Genomic DNA, 19,178 nt, shown 5'->3' on the forward strand with positions numbered 1-19,178 from the left:
TTCATTTAACACCTTCTCAGTATCTGAATTAACGTTTTAATGTAGCGTTAATTCAGAATGCTGATCTCTATAAAACTACTTATCTGACGAAGCCTGCCAAAGATTCAGCTGACCATCTGCCACATGCTTATCAATCGCCGTCAGCTCTTCAGCGGTGAAGCGCAGATTCTCCAGTGCTTTCACGTTTTCATCCAGTTGCTCCGGACGACTCGCCCCAATCAGCACCGACGTCACGCGATCGTCTTTCAGCAGCCAGCTCAGCGCCATCTGCGCCATGGTCTGTCCGCGCTGTTGTGCCATGTCATTGAGTAATCGCAGGCTGTTCAGGTTGTCCTCTGACAGCATTTTGGCATTCAGGCCACGCACTTTATTACCTTCCACCTGCATCCGCGAACCGTCCGGAATACCGTTGAGATATTTCCCGGTCAGCAGCCCCTGCGCCAGTGGCGTAAACGCAATACAGCCTGTGCCATTTTGCTCCAGCGTATCCAGCAAACCGCTCTTGTCTACCCAGCGGTTCAGCAGATTGTAGGACGGCTGATGGATAAGCAGCGGCACTTTCAGCTCGCGTAACAGTTCCGCCATGATCCGCGTACGTTCCGGCGAATAAGAAGAAATCCCGACATACAGCGCCTTACCGCTTTGCACCGCATAAGCCAGCGCCGCCGCCGTTTCTTCCATCGGCGTTTCTTCATCCACCCGGTGCGAATAGAAGATATCGACATAATCCAGCCCCATGCGTTGCAGGCTCTGATCCAGACTGGCGAGCAGATATTTGCGCGAGCCACCGGAACCGTAAGGCCCCGGCCACATGTCGTAACCGGCTTTGGTGGAGATGATCAGTTCATCGCGATACGGCGCAAAATCCTGCTTCAGCAAACGGCCAAAGTTTTCTTCCGCAGAGCCCGGAGGCGGCCCGTAGTTATTCGCCAGATCAAAATGAGTGATACCTAAATCGAAGGCTTTTTGCAGCAATGCCCGCTGAGATTCCAGCTGACTGACATGGCCGAAGCTATGCCACAGGCCGAGAGAAAGTGCAGGGAGTTTTAAACCGCTCTGACCGCAGCGACGGAATTGCATGGTTTCATAGCGGGAGGGTGAAGCCTGATAGGGCGTCATGATGTTTCCTTTTTCTGAGCGTAGGGTTTTGAAACACTGTTTCTATACTAACGCGGTGAAAAATAACGGCAACATCAGAAAGTGGGTTTTAGCTCCTCCCCCTGCGAAGGGGAAGGAGTACAAGCAAACCTTGCTCTTCTCGGGGAGAATCAGAAATCCCAGTCCTCGTCTTCGGTGTTGACGGCTTTGCCGATCACATAGGAAGAGCCGGATCCTGAGAAGAAATCATGGTTTTCATCGGCATTTGGCGACAATGCTGACAGGATAGCCGGATTGACGTCGGCCATGCTGGCCGGGAACAGGGCTTCGTAGCCGAGATTCATCAGCGCTTTGTTGGCGTTGTAGTGCAGGAATTTCTTCACGTCTTCGCTCCAGCCTACGCCGTCGTACAGTTCTTCGGTGTAGCGGATCTCGTTGTCGTACAAGTCCTGAATCAGATCAAATGCCTGCTCCTTGATCTGACGCTGGCGCTCTTCGCTTTCCAGCGCCAGCGCTTTCTGGAATTTATAGCCGATGTAGTAACCATGAACCGCTTCATCACGGATGATCAGACGGATCAAATCGGCGGTATTAGTCAGCCTGGCGCGGCTCGACCAGTACATCGGCAGGTAGAAGCCGGAGTAGAACAGGAACGATTCGAGGAACACGCTGGCGACTTTCTTCATCAGCGGATCTTCGCCGTCGTAATAGGACAAAATGATCGCGGCTTTATTTTGCAGCGCGACGTTTTCCTCACTCCAGCGGTAGGCTTCATCCACGTCAACGGTGGCGCAAAGCGTCGAGAAAATCGAGCTGTAAGAACGCGCATGGACCGCTTCCATAAAGCAGATATTCGAGTAAACCGCTTCTTCGTGTGGCGTTACCGCATCTTTCATCAGCGTGGGTGCGCCGACGACGTTTTGCACGGTATCCAGCAGCGTCAGGCCAGTAAATACGCGGATCGTCAGCTGTTTCTCTTGTGCGCTGAGCGTCGCCCAGGACGGAATATCGTTCGACAACGGCACCTTTTCCGGCAACCAGAAGTTCGACGTCAGGCGGTTCCACACTTCCAGATCTTTATCGTCCTGGATTTTGTTCCAGTTAATGGCTTTACTGACCGGCTGTTGCACTAACAATTGTTTTACTGCGCTCATCTTTTAAATCCTTTCAGTCGGTTACAGCGTGCAGGAAACGCAGCCCTGAACTTCGGTGCCTTCCAGTGCCATCTGGCGCAGACGGATGTAATAAATGGTTTTAATGCCTTTGCGCCAGGCGTAAATCTGCGCTTTATTGATGTCACGCGTGGTGGCGGTATCGCGGAAGAACAGCGTCAGCGACAGCCCCTGATCGACGTGCTGTGTGGCTTCGGCGTAGGTATCAATGATTTTTTCCGGGCCGATTTCATAGGCATCCTGGTAGTAATCCAGATTGTCGTTGGTCATAAACGCCGCCGGATAATACACACGGCCAATCTTGCCCTCTTTACGGATTTCCACGCGGGACACGATCGGGTGAATACTCGACGTCGAATTATTGATGTAAGAAATAGAACCGGTTGGCGGCACCGCCTGTAAATTCTGATTATACAGGCCATGCTGCATCACCGAGGCTTTCAGCGCCGCCCAGTCTGCGGTGGTCGGAATGGCTATTCCGGCGTCAGCAAACAGTTCGCGCACACGATCGGTTTTCGGCTGCCATTTCGCGGCCAATGCATCATCGACATATTTGTCGAAATACGTGCCACTGGCGTAAGTCGAATCTTTGAACCCTTTAAATGACTGCTGGCGTTCGATGGCGATCTGGTTCGAGGCGCGGATCGCGTGGTAAGCCACGGTGCAGAAATAGATATTGGTGAAATCCAGACCCTCTTCCGAGCCGTAGTAAATACGCTCGCGGCACAGATAACCGTGCAAATTCATCTGGCCGAGGCCGATGGCGTGCGAATCCTGATTACCCTGATCAATAGATGGCACTGAACGGATGTGGCTCATGTCGGACACCGCCGTCAGCGCACGCACCGCCATTTCGACAGTATTGCCGAAATCCGGCGAATCCATCGCCGAAGCGATATTCAGCGAACCGAGATTACAGGAAATATCTTTGCCAATGTGCTGATAAGACAGGTCTTCGCCGTAGATCGTCGGCGAATTCACCTGCAAAATCTCCGAACACAGATTGCTCATATTGATGCGACCTTTGATCGGATTGGCGCGGTTGACCGTGTCTTCAAACATCATGTACGGGTAGCCGGATTCGAACTGAATTTCTGCCAGTACCTGAAAAAATTCACGCGCGTTGATTTTGCTTTTATGAATGCGCTTGTCATTCACCATCTCGCGGTACTTCTCGCTGATACTGATTTCTGACATCGGTACGCCATACACTTTCTCGACGTGATAGGGCGAGAACAGGTACATATCTTCGTTATTCTTTGCCAGCTCGAAAGTGATATCCGGAATGACCACGCCCAGCGACAGCGTTTTTATACGGATTTTTTCGTCAGCGTTTTCGCGTTTGGTATCAAGGAAACGCAAAATATCCGGGTGATGGGCGTTCAGGTAGACCGCTCCCGCGCCCTGACGTGCGCCGAGCTGATTGGCGTAAGAAAAGGCATCTTCCAGCATTTTCATAATCGGGATCACGCCGGAAGACTGGTTTTCGATGCGCTTAATCGGCGCGCCCACTTCGCGGATGTTGGTCAGCATAAACGCCACACCGCCACCGCGTTTGGAAAGTTGCAGCGCCGAGTTCACCGAGCGCCCGATGGATTCCATGTTGTCTTCAATGCGCAGCAGGAAACACGACACCAGTTCGCCGCGCTGCTTTTTACCGCAGTTGAGGAACGTCGGTGTGGCAGGCTGGAAGCGGCCGGAAATGATCTCATCGACAAAATGACCTGCGAGCCGGATATCGCCACGGGCCAGCGTCATCGCCACCATGCACACGCGATCTTCATAACGCTCAAGGTAGCGTTTGCCGTCGAAGGTTTTCAGCGTGTAGCTGGTGTAATACTTGAATGCGCCCAGAAACGTCTGGAAGCGGAATTTTTTGGCGTAAGCCTGTTTGAACAGACGCTTGATGTCGTCGAATTCATACTGATTGAGCACGTCGGCTTCGTAATAACCTTCTTCCACCAGATAACGCAGTTTCTCCGCCAGATTATGGAAGAAAACCGTGTTCTGATTGACGTGTTGCAGGAAGTAATGGCGCGCCGCCAGTCGGTCTTTATCAAACTGGATCTGGCCGTTAGCGTCGAACAGATTCAGCATCGCGTTAAGCGCGTGATAGTCCGGGCTGCGGGTGCCGGGGTCGGAAATTGCTAGTTCTGTCGCTGCCAAAATTCTGTTACTCCCTGTCTGACCTTTGCAACGTCTTCCGGCGTTCCCAGCAACTCAAAACGGTACAGGTAAGGGACCTGACACTTCTGGGAAATAATATCGCCGGCAATACAATACGCTGCGCCGAAGTTGGTGTTTCCTGCGGCAATCACGCCGCGAATTAATGAACGGTTATGTTCATCATTGAGGAAACGGATCACCTGCGTGGGCACCGCCCCTGTTGCTGATCCACCGCCGTAGCTTGGCACCAGCAAAATATAGGGTTCGTCCATACGCAGCTTTGCGCCTGCTCCGCCGATCGGAATACGGATTGCTGGCAAATCAAGCTTGCCGACAAAACGATGAGTGTTTTCCGACGAACTGGAGAAATACACTAACGGATGCATCAGCCGGGCCTCAGAAGGCAGTTTGCAACTGGCGCAGGGCGGAAATTTTGTCCGGACGGAAACCAGACCAGTGGTCGTCACCGGCCACAATCACCGGTACCTGCTGATAACCCATGGCACGAACCTGGCCGAGCGCCTGCTCATCCTGAGTCAAATCCACAACCTGATAAGCGATGCCTTGTTTATCTAATGCACGGTAAGTCGCGTTGCACTGGACACAGTCGGGTTTGCTGTAAATAATAATGCTCATGATTCGTATTTCCATTTAGTAAGAAATCAGAGACAATTTTTGCCTTCCCGCTGTGCGGCTGATTGAGCCGGGGGAAAGACGCGAGAGTCGGTGCCATCGTGGCGTCCCGATGCTTTGAATACTAGATGTGGTGATTTAAATTTTCAACCACACAATATGTAGATTTTCCAATTTTGCTTGTTGCAAAAACGGCAAAGCCCGCAGGGAGCGGGCTGGAGAGAGAAAACTTTTTTCAGTTCAAAAAAACAACAGAAAAATGACTGACGCATACCGACGGCGAGGCGGTTAAAGGCATTCATCAGGCTGATGGCGAAGGTCAGTTCCGAGATTTCCACGTCGTTGAACTGCGCTTTCAGCGGTTCAAAGGCAGTGTCCGGTGCGCCGGTTGCCGCCACTAACGTCAGCGATTCTGCCCATGCCAGCGCCGGTCAGGAAAGACGCCGTGCGTAAGCCCATCAATCCGATGCTGCCTTCAGTTTCTTCCCTTCCTTTCCAGCTCGGGCTGCAGGCGCTGTCTGACTGGCGGGTTGAGCACCGCGAACGGGGCGACGCGTTACGTCCGAACGGCCTGCTGATGGGGTTTGTGAATATCAGCTCGCAGGCGCAGGCGGACGAACTGGTGCAGCGGCTGGCGCAGGTGGTGGCTGACAGCCGCTGATCAGTGCGGCATTCGTCTGGCGACCAGTGTGAATTTATAATCATCCGTGCGGAAGGTATTACGGCTGAATTCAAACACCGTGCCGTCCGCCAGAAAACCCTTCGAGATTTTCTGCAAAATCGGCTGATCTGCGGCCACGCCCAGCAGCGACACCATCTCTTTGGTCGGCATCAGCGGGATAACTTCCTGCTCGCTGCGGTCAATCACCAGATGTTTGGTCTGCTCCATCCAGGCATATTTCGAACCCTGCATCACCTCGTAAGTCAGGTCAGGGAACAAGTCCAGCGGCATCCAGGTTTCTTCCAGCGTCACAGGTTTGCTGGCGATATAGCGCAGGCGCTTGATGTAATACACCCGCGCCTGTTCAGCCAATGCCAGCGCTTCGGCGATACCGATCGGCGGTTTCACAATGGAGAACGCCAGAACCTCACTGTGCGAGGGCCTGTCCAGAGGCTGTAACTTCTCATCAAAGCTGGTCAGCTGATAAATATCGTAATTGACCTTCGCTTCCTTCACGTAAGTCCCGCTGCCCTGCACACTTTCCAGCACATCCTGTTCGACCAGCAGCTTAATCGCCTGCCGTACCGTCACACGACTGACGCCAAACTGCTCGCGCAGACGCAATTCTGTCGGCAGCGCATCGCCTGTTTTGATTTCTCCGCGCTGGATCTGATCGCGGATCTGCGAAGCGATCTGGCGGTAAAGCGGCTGATTACTCACGTTTCAGATTCCTGTCTGGCACTTTTTGACGAGTGTAGCAGTTCGCAGACTCTGCAAAAACAATACAACCCAACGAAAGATCTTCTATCCGGATCACATTCATCTCTTGCTGATTTGATGTGTAATACAAATACAATACAACAATAATACAAATATTGTTTTTTCATCGATTCAGACAGGACAACTTTATGGATCTGACATTACTGACCTCACCCGAACTGATACATCTTAATAGCCATTTTTCCAGCCGTGAACGGGCGATCGCTTTTCTTGTTCAGCAACTCGATCAGCAGGGGATCCTTGATAACGCAAAGGATTTTTTGCAGGCGGTGACGGAACGTGAAAACGAAGGCCCGACCGCGCTGGGTGAAGGACTGGCGGTACCGCACGGCAAATCGGCCAGCGTCCGGCGCGCGGCGTTTGCGCTGGCAACGCTGGAAAATCCGCTGCCCTGGCAGGGCGTAGATGGCGAGGAGCCGGTAAATATGATCTTCCTGCTGGCGATCCCCGAAGCGGAGGCGGGTTCGACTCACATGGAACTGCTGACGGCACTGACCACGCGGCTGGTGGATGATGACACCCGTGCGGCGTTGATGGTGGCGCGACACGTGCAGGAGGTGCTGGCGCTACTGGGCGCAGAGCCAGCGACGGAAACGCCGCATCCGCAGATTCTGCCTGACGATGCGCCGCGGGTGGTGTGTGTTACCGCCTGTCCGGCAGGCATCGCGCACACTTACATGGCAGCGGAATACCTGGAAAAAGCGGCGAAAAAATTAGGTATCCACATTGATGTGGAAAAGCAGGGCGCTAACGGCATTGAGAATGCGATCACTGCCGCGCAATGTGATCGCGCCGTTGCCTGCGTTTTTGCCGCTGAAGTGGCAATCAAAGACAGCCAGCGTTTTGACGGGATCCCCTGCGTTCAGGTGCCGGTGGCGGAACCGATCCGCCACGCCGAAGCGGTGCTGCAACAGGCGCTGGCGATACGGCGTCAGCCCGGTGAAACCGTGGCTTCAGCGCCGGTTAATCCGCAGAAAACCAGCATAAAAGCAGATTTAAAACAGGCGTTGCTGAGCGGGATTTCCTTTGCGGTTCCGCTGATTGTCGCCGGTGGCTCGTTGCTGGCGGTGACCGTGCTGATCGCGCAACTGTTTGGCTGGCAGGAACTGTACGCGCAGAAAGCGTCATGGCTGTGGATGTACCGTCAGCTCGGCGGCGGCATGTTAGGCATTCTGATGGTACCGGTGCTGTCGGCTTACACGGCGTATTCGCTGGCAGACAAACCGGCGCTGACGCCGGGATTTGCCGCCGGACTGTGCGCCAACATGATCGGTGCAGGTTTTCTCGGTGGTGTTGCGGGTGGCCTGATTGCCGGTTATGTCATGCGCTGGATGAAAAAACATGTCCGCCTGCGCGCCAGCTTCAACGGCTTCCTGATGTTTTACCTCTATCCGGTGCTCGGCACGCTGGCGACCGGCAGCATCATGTTATTTGTGATCGGCGAACCGGTGGCGTGGCTCAACAGCAGCCTGACCGCGTGGCTGAACGGATTATCCGGCAGTAACGCGATGGTACTCGGCGCGATGGCAAACGGCGTTTACGGCCCTTACGCCATTTTCGGTGCGACCAAAATGGTCTCGGCATTTACCGTGACCGCGTCAACCCTACTGGCACCCCACCTGTTTAAATCTTTTGAAATCGAAACCGGAAAGTCCACCTGGCTGCTCGGCCTGGCGGGGATCACCGAGGGCGCGATCCCGATGGCGATTGAAGATCCGCTGCGTGTCATTGGCTCCTTCCTGGCAGGGTCGGTAGTGACTGGCGCGATCGTCGGGGCTTCGGGGATCGGCCTTTCCACGCCGGGCGCGGGCATTTTCTCCATGTTCCTGCTGCATGACGGCGGATGGGGTGGCTGGCTGTCGGCAGCTATCTGGCTGGGCGCCGCGCTGGCGGGCACGGTGATCTCCACGCTGGTTCTGCTGAGCTGGCGCGGCTACGCGGTACGACAGGGACATTTCACCGGCGACATCCCTTCTTCTTAATTTTGGGTTAATTCACATTATGCCCTGCAGGGCTTGAAAGGAATGATTTTATGACTGTTTCCCGCGTTCATCTGACCCCGCATATGCACTGGGATCGCGAATGGTATTTCACGACGGAAGCCTCGCGGATCCTGCTGGTTAATAACATGGCGGAGATCCTCGATCGTCTGGAAAATGACGCTGACTATCCGTTTTACGTCATGGACGGACAAACGGCGATCCTCGAAGATTATTTTGCCGTCTGCCCGGAAAACCGTCCGCGTGTGAAAGCGCTGGTCGAAGCCGGAAAGCTGATTATCGGCCCGTGGTATACGCAGACCGACACGATGGTGGTCAGTGGCGAATCCATCCTGCGTAATCTGCTTTATGGTATGCGCGACTGCCGCGAGTTTGGTGAGCCCATGAAAATCGGCTATCTGCCGGATTCCTTCAGCATGTCTTCTCAGCTTCCACATATCTTTAACGGGTTTGGCCTGCAACATGCCATGTTCTGGCGCGGCTGCTCGGAACGCCACGGCACGGATAAAACCGAATTCCGCTGGCAGAGTAACGACGGCAGCGAAGTCACCGTGCAGGTGCTACCGCTGGGTTATGCCATCGGCAAATATTTACCCGAGGATGAAAAGGCGCTGCGCGAACGGCTGGATAAGTATTTGCCGGTGCTGGAAGCGGCGTCGCTGACCGGCGATATTCTGCTGCCTAACGGTCATGATCAGATGCCGCTGCAGCAAAATATCTTTACCATCATGGAGATGCTGCGGCGGATTTACCCGCAGCGCAGTTTCCAGCTGAGCCGTTTTGAAGAAATTTTTGAACGCATCGATGCCATCAAACCGCAACTGGCGTTGTTGCGGGGGGAATTTAACGATGGCAAATACATGCGCGTTCACCGCACCATTTCCTCGACCCGTATGGACATCAAACAAGCCAACGCAGCGATTGAGAACAAAATCGTCAATGTGCTCGAACCCTTGTGTTCCATCGCCTGGCGCTTGGGTTTTGATTACCATCACGGTCTGATCGAAAAAATGTGGAAGGAAATCATGAAGAACCACGCGCACGACAGCATCGGCTGTTGTTGCAGCGACAAGGTTCATCAGGAAATTATGTCGCGCTTTATTCTCGCTGACGACATGGCCGAAAACCTCATTCAGTTCACGATGCGTAAAATCATCGACAACCTGCAACCCGACGGTCACACCGCTGACCGGCTGGCGCTGTTCAACTTCTCGCTGTATCCGCGGCAGGAAACGGTCAATACCACCGTGCGGATACGGGCGTCCTCTTTCAGCCTGACTGACGGGCAGGGCAGTACGGTGCCTTATTTCATCCGCGAAGCGCGGGAAATCGATCCGGGGCTGGTGGACAGGCAGATTGTGCATTACGGCAATTACGAACCCTTTATGGAATACGACATCCAGCTTTGCGCCACGCTGCCCGCGATGGGCTACGTCACCCTGAACGTTACGCCGCATCAGCCGGGCATTTTGCAGCCCGCGCCGCAGGGCGAAGAGACGCTGGAAAACGATTATTACCGCGTGACGGTTAACCCGAACGGTACGCTGGATATTCTGGATAAACAGACTTTCCACCGTTATCAGCAGGTACTGGAACTGGAAAACGGCTCTGACGATGGCGATGAATATGACTATTCTCCGGCGCGTGAGGAATGGGTGCTCACCTCGGGCAGCCTGACGGCTGAGGTGAGTTATCAGCATCAGCCGTGGCAAAGCACGGCGACCATTTCGCTGAACATGCCGCTCCCCCGCACGCTGGAAGATCGCGCTGCGCGGACGCTCAGCTGTGAAATGCCTGTAACGATCAACGTGACGCTGGCGAAAAACAGCCGCCGGATTGAAATCGAACTGGCGCTGGAAAACCGCGCGGAAGATCACCGGTTGCGGGTACTGATCCCGACGCCGTTTGCCAGCCAGACAGTGGTAGCCGACAATCAGTTTGGTTGTATTACCCGCCCGGTAAATGATGCGGCGATGGACAACTGGGAAGCAGAAAGCTGGAAAGAAGCGCCGGTACCGGTATGGCAGCTAATGAATTTCGCGGCATTACAGGACGGCAATCATGGGCTGGCGCTGTTTACCGAAGGGTTGCGTGAGTTTGAGGTGGTCGGCGAATCCTATAATACCTTCGCCCTGACGCTGTTTCGCGCCGTCGGTGTTTTGGGTAAGGAAAATCTGTTGCTGCGTCCTGGACGTCCTTCCGGCATCAAAATGCCGACGCCGGATTCGCAGATGGCAGGCAAACAGGTTTACCGTTTCGCCCTGTTCGGTTTCAGCGGCGATCCTGTTCAGGCAAATGCCATGCAACATGCGCGGGATTATCTGACGCCGGTGCGCACCTACAACAAAATGCCGTATGACGCGATGAAGCTGAATCTGACGAAAAACAAAACCCCGTCGCGTTTCAGCCTGATGCACAAATGCATATCGGGTACGGTGTTAAGCGCCCTGAAAAAAGCCGAAGATGAAGAGGCGCTGATTGTGCGGGTTTATAACCCCTCGGAAACGCAAAGCACGCAGGATAATTTGCAGATTAATGTCACTGTGGCCGAATGGCAGGAAGTCCGCATGGATGAAACGCAGGCCTCTTCTCACCATAAAAAAGGTGACCTGGGGACATTTAAACCCAGCCAGTCAAAGAGTTTTCGCATTCATTTTTAACGTTAACGGGTTGCAAAAATAGAAAACGGAGCCCGAAGGCTCCGTCGTCTTTTTAGCAACTGCGCGGCAATGAGGGAGCCACGCGGATGTTTCAGCTTTTTAAGCCATATTCCCGACACAGGAGTGAAACATCACAAATTGCCTCTTTACGTTAGCGGCGTCCCAACAGAACACCGATAACAATACCGATTGCCGCACCTGCACCGACGCCGTACCACGGATTATCTTTCACATAATCATTGGCTGTAGCCGCCGCTTCACGCGCCTGCTGACTCAATTTTTCGCTGTTGAAACGAGCACGGGTTTCACGCAGAACACCCTGTGCTTTACTGCGGATTTTATCCAATTCATCCCTGGATTTATCACCTGCAGACTGAAGCACTTCATCCAGCGTGTCTGCCAGCAGGGTGACGTCCTGATCGACATTTTTTTCAATTTTATCTTTTCTGTTAAACATTCCGTCTCTCCTTGTGTGACTGTTATCATAAGCATAGACCATAATGTTGTACCGGATGGTTCTTTAAGGACAAAGGTCTGTGATTTCGGGGCTTTTCAGGCCATGTCACTGCGTCACAAAGTCAGGTGCGGCGCGGGCTGGCGTGATACAGATCAGATTTTTCTGCAAAACAAAATTCGCGTTACAGCCCATAACATTTTTAACCCGTTTTGAGGGAAAAACCTGTTTATACTGTGTATTCCACTCCCTGTGATCTCATTTTTCGGGTCCGCCCATGTCTTTAAGTACGCTTCGTTCTAACGCTCTGCTCAATAAACGCATTTTGTCGTTCATGCTGTTCACTTTCGTTGTCTATCTGACCATTGGTTTGCCGCTCGCGGTGCTGCCGGGATTTGTGCATAACACGCTGGGATACAACTCCGTGCTGGCGGGGCTGGTGATCAGTGTTCAGTATTTCTCTACGCTCATCAGCCGTCCGCACGCCGGGCGATATGCCGATCTCCTTGGCCCAAAACGGGTGGTCATTTTTGGCCTGATTTGCTGCGGGTTCAGCGGGGTCTTTTACGTGCTGGCGTATCTGCTCTCCGCCATTCCGCTGGCGAGTTTGCTGCTGCTGTGCATCGGCCGCGTTTTTCTGGGGGTCGGTGAAAGCTTCGGCAGCACCGGGACCACGCTGTGGGGGATCGGCGCGGTCGGCGCAAAACACACGGCGCGGGTGATTTCATGGAACGGCGTGGCGACGTATGGCGCGATGGCGGTCGGCGCGCCGCTCGGGGTACTGCTTAATCACGGTTACGGGCTGATGGGCGTGGCGGTGTTAATTATGGTAGCCGCCGCATTTGCCGCGATACTGGCCTGCATGAAAGCCGCGATTTCTGTCACCGCCGGTAAACGTATTGCCTTCAAAGCGGTGGTCGGGCGCATCTGGTTGTATGGACTCGGGCTGGGGTTCGGCACCATCGGCTTTGGCGTTATCGCCACCTTTATTACCCTTTACTACGCCGATAAAGGCTGGAGCGGGGCGGCCTTTACGCTCACCTTATTCAGCCTCGGATTTGTCGGTGCACGCCTTATATTTGGCAACATGATTAACCGGTTCGGTGGCCTGCGGGTCTCACTGGTCTCCTTTGTGTTGGAAGTTGCGGGCTTACTGATGATCTGGCTGGGGCACGATCCGTTATCGGTGCAACTGGGCGCCTTTCTTACCGGTTCAGGTTTCTCGCTGATTTTCCCGGCGCTGGGCGTGGAAGCGGTAAAACAGGTGCCGCCGCAAAATCAGGGCACGGCACTGGGGCTATATTCCGCCTTTCTCGATCTGGGGCTCGGCATTACCGGGCCGGTAGCCGGGCTGATTATTTCCCATTTTGGAACGCCGTCTATTTATCTGGCAGCGGCATTTATGGTGGTGATTGCCTGGCTGCTGACCCTCAGATTATGGGTTACGACGTCGCGGCAATCTCCTGCGGAATAGCCCTTTCAATGGCAGGGGGAATGCGTTTAGATAAATCCTAAATACGCCAAAATTTGGGATAAACGCATTGTCTGGCAGAGTTATTGCGGTAAGGTCGCCTTGCGGTTAAAGAAGCGAGGAGCAACCATGTATTTACGGCCAGATGAAGTGGCACGTGTTTTAGAAAACTCAGGGTTTGAACGTGATTTTATTGATGATAAAGCCTACGGTTACCGCCGGGGCGAGCACTATGTGTATGTAAACCGGGAAGCGCGGTTTGGCCGGACTGCCCTGGTAATACACCCGGCGCTGAAAGAGCGCAGTGAGCGTTTTGCTGAACCTACAGCATCGTTTCGCAGCAGTGAAGCTTACAAGAATTTCCCGCTGGATGTCTCCAGCGACAATGAAACTTACTATGGCATTTGCCATGGTTTCAGTTCACGCCAGATCCTGGCCAGTTATCTGGACAACGTTTTCAGGTAATCCGGCGACGTTGCAGGGTGATGCGAAAAAGCCACTGAATTCAGTGGCTTTTTTACGTTAAACCAGATGGATTTGATTATAGGTTTCGTTGTAGTCGCGGCGAAACTGCGCCAGCTCGAAGGGTTCGATATCCAGTTCGGCAAAATAGAACAGCGCCAGCTCGGCGTGTTCGCTGCTTAACTGTGGCGGCAGATGCGCGCGCACTAAAATGTTTCGCCAGCGGACGATATTCTCTTCCGAAGGATCTTTAATAAACGTCTGATAAATAAAAACAACATAAGCAGCTTTGCGGATTTCTTCAGCATAGCCACCGCTGATTGAGCGGATAAACATCTGGCTCTGACGTTTGCCCATTTCCAGCAACATGGAATCGATATAAACCGGCTTTATTTTCAACAGACTGGCGAGAGAATCATTCGCTTTACGGGTATCTGCTGTCATAAACCAATAACCCACAATAAAAACCACAACAATTGCAGCAAGCATAATCCATATCATTCTGGACTCTGGCCTCCGGCCTTTTCTGGCGTGATGTGAAAGGTGCATGCAACACCCGATGCTGCGAGTTTATCTGCTAATCAGGGGAAATACGTGAAGGAGTGACAAAGAATTTGCGCCCGCTGAGCAGAATGTCATTGTAGGGTCATGGGATATTGATTAATTCCGTGTAAAAACACATGAACTTTTAAGGAGTGAAAGATGGCCAGAAACATTGAGATCAAAGCCCGGATTGATGATTTTTCCGCACTGTATGAAAAAATTGCGCTGCTTTCTGATGGATTGCCGGACATCATTGAGCAGGACGACACCTTTTTCGTGTGTCCGCACGGACGCCTGAAATTACGCACATTAGCACCCGACCGCGGCGAGTTGATTTTCTATCAGCGTCCTGACAAGGCGGGTCCGAAAACCAGTTTCTACACGCTTTCAGAAACGCATGATCCTGACAGTCTGCGCGAAACCCTGACGCTGGCCTATGGCGCTGCCGGACGGGTCATCAAACAGCGCACCCTTTTTATGACCGGACGAACCCGCCTGCATCTCGACAGGGTAAAAGGACTGGGCGATTATCTGGAATTCGAAGTCGTGCTCGCTGATGATGAAACGCAGGAGCAAGGTATTGCCATTGCAGAAGATTTACTGGAACGGCTGGGGATTGACCGCCAGGAACTGGTGGATCAGGCGTATGTGGATTTGCTGAATGCGAAAGGCAAACACCTTCACGATTAAATTCACCATCACCGCCTTCATATCAGGAAGGCGGTAATATGTTGAAAGTTACTTGGTTTCTTCCAGCGAATACGGCAGCGGCTGAATGCTCAACTGGCTGGTCGCGTCATCGCGCACCCGCAGACGGGCATCGGCTTGCAGATCGTTATTCAGCACGGCCTGAACCCAAAGCGTGCCGTCGCTGAGCTGAACCGCCGCGAGAACGGTGCCGGTCCGGCGCCAGTTTTCACCCAGTTGCAGTTCGAGATCGTCCGCCGGTGCAGGTACTTTGCTCCCTTTACCAGCCAGCCAGTACAGTGCACGTTTGTTCGCCCCACGGTATTTCGCACGCGCCACCATTTCCTGACCGGCATAGCAGCCTTTGGTAAAGCTGATGCCGTCGAGCGCCTGAATGTTGGTGGCCTGCGGGATAAACTGCACGGCGTTGGCGGTATCAATGACCGGGAAACCGGCTTCGATATCCAGCGCCAGCCATTGCTGACTGTCGTTGCGCTGTGCCTGTTCACCCAGTTCTTCCACCACCTGACGGGCTTTTTCCGGGCTGGTGACAATCAGATAACGCTCGGCGGGCAGGGAGAAATGCAGCAGGGTGGTTTCATCTTGTTGTACGACCTGCTGTTCCGCCGTTGGCAAGGTTGAAAAAAGTCCGGTCAGTGCCGCACTGGCCTGAAAACCGGCCACACCGAGCAGCACCACATCGTCATCGGCAGTGAACGTCACTTTAGAAAATACCGCGTACTTTTTGATTTCCGTTAGCTGTGTGTCGCGTAAATTGCGGCGTTCAATAAACGCCATACCATCGCCACGCTTGAACAGGCGCAAATTACTCCACATTTTCCCTTTCGCATCACAGTGCGCACAGAGAATATGCTGATCGGCGGCCAGTGCATCGACATCCGCAGTGACCTGGCCTTGCAGGTATTTCACGGTGTCTGCACCGGTCATGGTCACCTGTGCCCAGTCTTCCAGTGAAATCAGCGTCAGCGGAAGGTGGGAAGACGCTGAAGGTTTTTGCGGTGGAAAGGGAAATTCGTTAGCCATTTTCTAATCCCGGTCTGTGAAATGTGACTGATGCCTCATGGTAAAAGAGCCCACCCGCTTTGAAAACAGTTATTGGTGCCTTTTCCAGGATGCCTTCCAGAGAATGTAAGACAAACGGCAGGTTTGCATCAGGTTTTCCAGCACATCACATAGATTGACAAAACAGGGCACTGAAAAGTTACGCCCCTGCGCAACGGGCTGTTAGAATCGCTTTCTATATAAAAGAATTCTCATTCTGTATCCTAAAAAAGAGTCTTGTTATGGAAAGCAAAAACCCACTGGATATTAATAATCGATCCCGCGTTCACTGGGCCTGCCGTCGTGGCATGCGCGAGCTGGATATCTCCATCATGCCGTTCTTCGAATATGAATATGATTCGCTGAGCGAGACCGATAAAGAAGTGTTTGTCCGCCTGCTGACCTGTGATGATCCGGATCTGTTCAACTGGCTGATGAATCACGGCGAACCGAAAGACACCGAATTGCAGCGTATGGTCGCCCTTATCCAGACTCGAAACAAAGCCCGTGGCCCTGTGGCGATGTGATCTCAGGGTGTCCTGGCGCAGTCAGTTGATTTCACTGGGATGTTATGGCGGAGTGATGTTGCTGATTTTGCTGGCACCCTGGCCTGCAGGTTACTGGCCGGTATGGATGGCGTTGCTTTTGCTGGTGCTGTTTGAATGCATCCGCAGCCAGCGGCGTATTACGGCGCGTACGGGCGAAATGATCCTGCTCGAGGATAACCGTCTTTTGTGGCGCGGCCATGAATGGCAGATTAAACAACCGGTATGGATGATAAGCCATGGCGTACTGCTCTCGCTGCGTCGCGAAAAGCGTAAAGGCGGGCTGGCGCAGGCGATGCGCAGTTCAAGGCAGCGATTATGGCTGGCGTCGGATAGTATGAGTCTGGAGGAGTGGCGGCGGTTGCGACAGATATTGCTCAGTAGCACTCCGCGCAGCCCGGCAAAACCGGGCTGAGAGAGGCCATGTTCATGGAAGGCTGACGCTGATTTATTATGCTGCGTTAAAGCAGGGCGTCCATTTCCAGCAGGATCTGCTCGCACCATTGTTGCAGGCGTTCTTCGGTAAGATCGAACTGGTTCACATCATCCAGAGCCAGCCCGACGAAATGTTTACCGTCCGCACTCAGTGGTTTCGGACTGGTGAATTCAAAGCCTTCTGTCGGCCAGAAGCCAATGAAATGCACGCCAAGGGGAACCAACTGATGATAAAGCATGCCGAGTGCGTCAAGGAACCATTCGCCGTAGCCGAGCTGGTCGCCCATGCCATACATGGCCACGATTTTGCCGCGTAATTTCAGCGTCGGAAGTTGATTCCAGACCGCTTCCCAGTCTTCCTGGATTTCGCCAAAATCCCATGTCGGGATGCCCAGGATCAGGATGTTGTAGTCTTCCATCCTGTCGGGATCAACATCTTTTATGTTATGCAAATCAACCAGTTCTTCGCCCAAAATATCGCGGATTTTTTCCGCCGCCATTTCGGTGTAACAGGTGCTGGAACCGTAGAAAAGTCCGATCTTCATACTTGCTGCCATAACGTTATCAGAATACGAATGGCAGGCAGTGTAGCAGATTTGAGCGCATGAAAGGCATAATGGCCGTCGTGAGTAAGAGGAGTCGGAATGTCAAAACAAGATAATGCGCGTCCTCAGGATGTTACGCCTGAGCAGGCGGCACAAGCGGTCAATGAGGCCGATCAGAGCCTGACTGAGCAGTTTCTGGATATGCTCTGGATCGAGCGCAATCTCGCTGAAAATACGTTGTCGTCCTACCGTCAGGATCTGAAATCCCTGCTGGGCTGGCTGCATCATAACAACACGGATCTGCTGCATGTCAGCGCCGAAGATTTACAGCTATTCCTTTCCGAGAGGATCGAGGGGGGATACAAAGCCACCAGCTCAGCACGGTTGCTCAGCGCGATGCGTCGCCTCTTTCAGTATATGAACCGCGAATCCGTGCGCCAGGATGACCCGACCGCGCTGCTGTCTTCGCCAAAATTACCGCAACGCCTGCCGAAAGACCTCAGCGAGGCGCAGGTTGACGCATTGCTGGCCTCACCGAGTGTTGATGTGCCTCTTGAACTGCGCGATAAAGCTATGCTGGAGCTGCTTTATGCCACCGGTTTGCGTGTTTCCGAACTGGTCGGACTGACGCTCAGCGATCTGAGCCTGCGCCAGGGGGTGGTGCGGGTTATCGGTAAAGGCAACAAAGAACGGCTGGTACCGATGGGCGAAGAAGCCGTGTACTGGATCGAAAATTATTTCGAACACGGCAGGCCGTGGCTGCTGAACGGACAGTCGCTGGATATCGTGTTCCCCAGTAACCGGGCGCAGCAAATGACACGCCAGACGTTCTGGCATCGCATCAAACACTATGCGATCCTTGCGGGCATTGATGCGGAACGGTTGTCTCCCCACGTTCTGCGCCATGCTTTCGCCACCCACTTATTGAATCACGGTGCGGATCTGCGCGTCGTGCAAATGTTGTTAGGTCACAGTGACTTATCGACCACGCAAATCTATACCCATGTAGCGACTGAACGACTCAAACTGCTACATCAACAACATCATCCCCGTGCGTAACAGGCCGGAGAAAAAGGACGACATGATGAAAAAAGGTTTAATGCTGCTGACACTTCTGGCTGCGTGTATGAGTTCCGCGGTCCATGCTGACGAAGCAGCAATCAAAGCCACGTTGGGCAAACTGGGCATGAGCCATGCCGGGATCCAGCCTTCGCCGGTAACCGGTTTGAGTGCGGTCTCTACCGACAGCGGCACCCTTTACATTACCGACGACGGCAAGCACGTTTTGCAGGGCCCGCTGTATGACGTCAGCGGCAGCCATCCGGTTAACGTCACCAACAAAACGCTGGTGAAGAAGATGGATGCGTTACAAAACGAGATGATCATTTATAAAGCCAAAAACGAAAAGCATGTGATCACGGTGTTTACTGACATCACCTGCGGCTATTGCCACAAGCTGCATCAGCAGATGCAGGACTATAACGATCTTGGCATAACCATCCGTTATCTGGCCTTCCCGCGTCAGGGGCTGAATTCCAAAACCGAGAAAGACATGCAGTCGATCTGGTGTACAGGCAACCGCAAAACCAACTTTGATGCGGCAATGCGTGGCGATGACATCACGCCTGCTACCTGCAAAACCAGTGATATTGCGAAACACTTTGAGCTGGGCGTTCAGTTCGGCGTGACAGGCACTCCGGCCATCGTGCTGGAAGACGGAACGTTGATCCCTGGTTATCAGCCGCCAAAAGAAATGGCCGCCATGCTCGACCAGCAGGATCCTTCACATAAAACCGGTGGTTGA

At 53.3% G+C, this 19,178-nt stretch carries 20 protein-coding genes and 1 pseudogene; 10 read left to right on the forward strand and 11 right to left on the reverse strand.

The window, feature by feature from the left end; all coding sequences use genetic code 11:
* Positions 1-75: 75 nt before the first annotated feature.
* The 6 genes and pseudogenes from mgrA to RAHAQ2_RS25905 all read right to left on the reverse strand — a co-directional run.
* Positions 76-1,119 (reverse strand): L-glyceraldehyde 3-phosphate reductase, encoded by a 1,044-nt coding sequence (mgrA, locus tag RAHAQ2_RS03850; protein WP_015695984.1) that lies wholly within the window; start codon positions 1,117-1,119, stop codon positions 76-78.
* Positions 1,120-1,268: 149 nt separating this feature from the next.
* Positions 1,269-2,252, reverse strand: a complete 984-nt coding sequence (gene nrdF / locus RAHAQ2_RS03855) for a class 1b ribonucleoside-diphosphate reductase subunit beta (protein ID WP_015695985.1) — start codon at positions 2,250-2,252, stop codon at positions 1,269-1,271.
* 21 nt (positions 2,253-2,273) lie between these two features.
* Complete coding sequence (nrdE, locus tag RAHAQ2_RS03860; protein WP_015695986.1) at positions 2,274-4,436, reverse strand: class 1b ribonucleoside-diphosphate reductase subunit alpha; 2,163 nt, start codon at positions 4,434-4,436, stop codon at positions 2,274-2,276.
* Positions 4,418-4,822, reverse strand: a complete 405-nt coding sequence (gene nrdI / locus RAHAQ2_RS03865) for a class Ib ribonucleoside-diphosphate reductase assembly flavoprotein NrdI (RefSeq protein ID WP_015695987.1) — start codon at positions 4,820-4,822, stop codon at positions 4,418-4,420. Before nrdI ends, nrdE begins: the two co-directional genes overlap by 19 nt.
* Positions 4,823-4,832: 10 nt before the next feature.
* On the reverse strand, positions 4,833-5,072 hold the full coding sequence (gene nrdH / locus RAHAQ2_RS03870) for a glutaredoxin-like protein NrdH (RefSeq protein ID WP_015695988.1): 240 nt from the start codon (positions 5,070-5,072) through the stop codon (positions 4,833-4,835).
* Between the two features lie 260 nt (positions 5,073-5,332).
* Positions 5,333-5,497: pseudogene (locus tag RAHAQ2_RS25905) on the reverse strand (carboxymuconolactone decarboxylase family protein); the annotation flags it as partial.
* A gap of 17 nt (positions 5,498-5,514) precedes the next feature.
* On the opposite strand from RAHAQ2_RS25905, the gene RAHAQ2_RS03880 reads away from it, so the two are divergent.
* Entirely contained in the window at positions 5,515-5,730 is a 216-nt protein-coding gene (locus RAHAQ2_RS03880) for a hypothetical protein (RefSeq protein ID WP_037040522.1), read from the forward strand.
* Here RAHAQ2_RS03880 and RAHAQ2_RS03885 read toward each other — a convergent pair whose 3' ends face one another.
* A complete protein-coding gene (locus RAHAQ2_RS03885) occupies positions 5,731-6,450 on the reverse strand; it encodes a GntR family transcriptional regulator (RefSeq protein ID WP_015695989.1) in 720 nt (239 codons plus the stop codon). It lies immediately after the preceding gene.
* Between the two features lie 188 nt (positions 6,451-6,638).
* Here RAHAQ2_RS03885 and RAHAQ2_RS03890 point away from each other — a divergent pair, with 188 nt between their 5' ends.
* A complete protein-coding gene (locus RAHAQ2_RS03890) occupies positions 6,639-8,492 on the forward strand; it encodes a fructose PTS transporter subunit IIA (RefSeq protein ID WP_015695990.1) in 1,854 nt (617 codons plus the stop codon).
* Positions 8,493-8,542: 50 nt separating this feature from the next.
* Positions 8,543-11,170, forward strand: coding sequence for a mannosylglycerate hydrolase (mngB, locus tag RAHAQ2_RS03895; RefSeq protein WP_015695991.1), 2,628 nt, complete (start codon positions 8,543-8,545; stop codon positions 11,168-11,170).
* A gap of 151 nt (positions 11,171-11,321) precedes the next feature.
* Here mngB and RAHAQ2_RS03900 read toward each other — a convergent pair whose 3' ends face one another.
* The gene (locus RAHAQ2_RS03900) at positions 11,322-11,627 is read right to left on the reverse strand and encodes an ElaB/YgaM/YqjD family protein (RefSeq protein WP_015695992.1); all 306 of its coding nucleotides are present in this window, start codon (positions 11,625-11,627) and stop codon (positions 11,322-11,324) included.
* 274 nt (positions 11,628-11,901) lie between these two features.
* Here RAHAQ2_RS03900 and RAHAQ2_RS03905 point away from each other — a divergent pair, with 274 nt between their 5' ends.
* The gene (locus tag RAHAQ2_RS03905) at positions 11,902-13,098 is read left to right on the forward strand and encodes an MFS transporter (protein WP_015695993.1); all 1,197 of its coding nucleotides are present in this window, start codon (positions 11,902-11,904) and stop codon (positions 13,096-13,098) included.
* 126 nt (positions 13,099-13,224) lie between these two features.
* Positions 13,225-13,560, forward strand: coding sequence for a DUF2002 family protein (locus RAHAQ2_RS03910; protein WP_015695994.1), 336 nt, complete (start codon positions 13,225-13,227; stop codon positions 13,558-13,560).
* Positions 13,561-13,617: 57 nt separating this feature from the next.
* Here RAHAQ2_RS03910 and RAHAQ2_RS03915 read toward each other — a convergent pair whose 3' ends face one another.
* Positions 13,618-14,058, reverse strand: coding sequence for a DUF1198 domain-containing protein (locus RAHAQ2_RS03915; RefSeq protein ID WP_013574104.1), 441 nt, complete (start codon positions 14,056-14,058; stop codon positions 13,618-13,620).
* A 201-nt stretch (positions 14,059-14,259) separates the two neighbouring features.
* Between RAHAQ2_RS03915 and RAHAQ2_RS03920 the strand changes: the two genes are divergently transcribed.
* Positions 14,260-14,790, forward strand: a complete 531-nt coding sequence (locus tag RAHAQ2_RS03920) for a class IV adenylate cyclase (RefSeq protein WP_015695995.1) — start codon at positions 14,260-14,262, stop codon at positions 14,788-14,790.
* A 48-nt stretch (positions 14,791-14,838) separates the two neighbouring features.
* Here the strand turns inward: RAHAQ2_RS03920 and ygfZ are convergent, their stop codons facing one another.
* On the reverse strand, positions 14,839-15,831 hold the full coding sequence (ygfZ, locus tag RAHAQ2_RS03925; protein WP_015695996.1) for a tRNA-modifying protein YgfZ: 993 nt from the start codon (positions 15,829-15,831) through the stop codon (positions 14,839-14,841).
* A 278-nt stretch (positions 15,832-16,109) separates the two neighbouring features.
* Here ygfZ and sdhE point away from each other — a divergent pair, with 278 nt between their 5' ends.
* Both sdhE and RAHAQ2_RS03935 read left to right on the forward strand, forming a co-directional pair.
* Positions 16,110-16,376: an FAD assembly factor SdhE gene (gene sdhE, locus RAHAQ2_RS03930; RefSeq protein WP_037035260.1), complete on the forward strand. Its 267-nt coding sequence runs from the start codon at positions 16,110-16,112 to the stop codon at positions 16,374-16,376.
* Positions 16,357-16,809, forward strand: a complete 453-nt coding sequence (locus tag RAHAQ2_RS03935; RefSeq protein ID WP_015695998.1) for a protein YgfX — start codon at positions 16,357-16,359, stop codon at positions 16,807-16,809. The genes sdhE and RAHAQ2_RS03935 overlap by 20 nt, the downstream gene beginning before the upstream one ends.
* 46 nt (positions 16,810-16,855) lie before the next feature.
* On the opposite strand, the gene fldB is transcribed toward RAHAQ2_RS03935, so the two are convergent.
* Positions 16,856-17,374 carry a flavodoxin FldB gene (gene fldB, locus RAHAQ2_RS03940; protein WP_013574110.1) on the reverse strand — a complete coding sequence of 173 codons (519 nt, stop codon included), beginning with the start codon at positions 17,372-17,374 and terminating at the stop codon, positions 16,856-16,858.
* A 99-nt stretch (positions 17,375-17,473) separates the two neighbouring features.
* On the opposite strand from fldB, the gene xerD reads away from it, so the two are divergent.
* Both xerD and dsbC read left to right on the forward strand, forming a co-directional pair.
* Positions 17,474-18,433: a site-specific tyrosine recombinase XerD gene (gene xerD, locus RAHAQ2_RS03945; RefSeq protein WP_015696000.1), complete on the forward strand. Its 960-nt coding sequence runs from the start codon at positions 17,474-17,476 to the stop codon at positions 18,431-18,433.
* Positions 18,434-18,458: 25 nt separating this feature from the next.
* Positions 18,459-19,178, forward strand: a complete 720-nt coding sequence (dsbC, locus tag RAHAQ2_RS03950) for a bifunctional protein-disulfide isomerase/oxidoreductase DsbC (protein ID WP_015696001.1) — start codon at positions 18,459-18,461, stop codon at positions 19,176-19,178.

This window comes from Rahnella aquatilis CIP 78.65 = ATCC 33071, from assembly GCF_000241955.1.
In the GTDB taxonomy this organism is placed as follows: Bacteria; Pseudomonadota; Gammaproteobacteria; order Enterobacterales; family Enterobacteriaceae; genus Rahnella; species Rahnella aquatilis.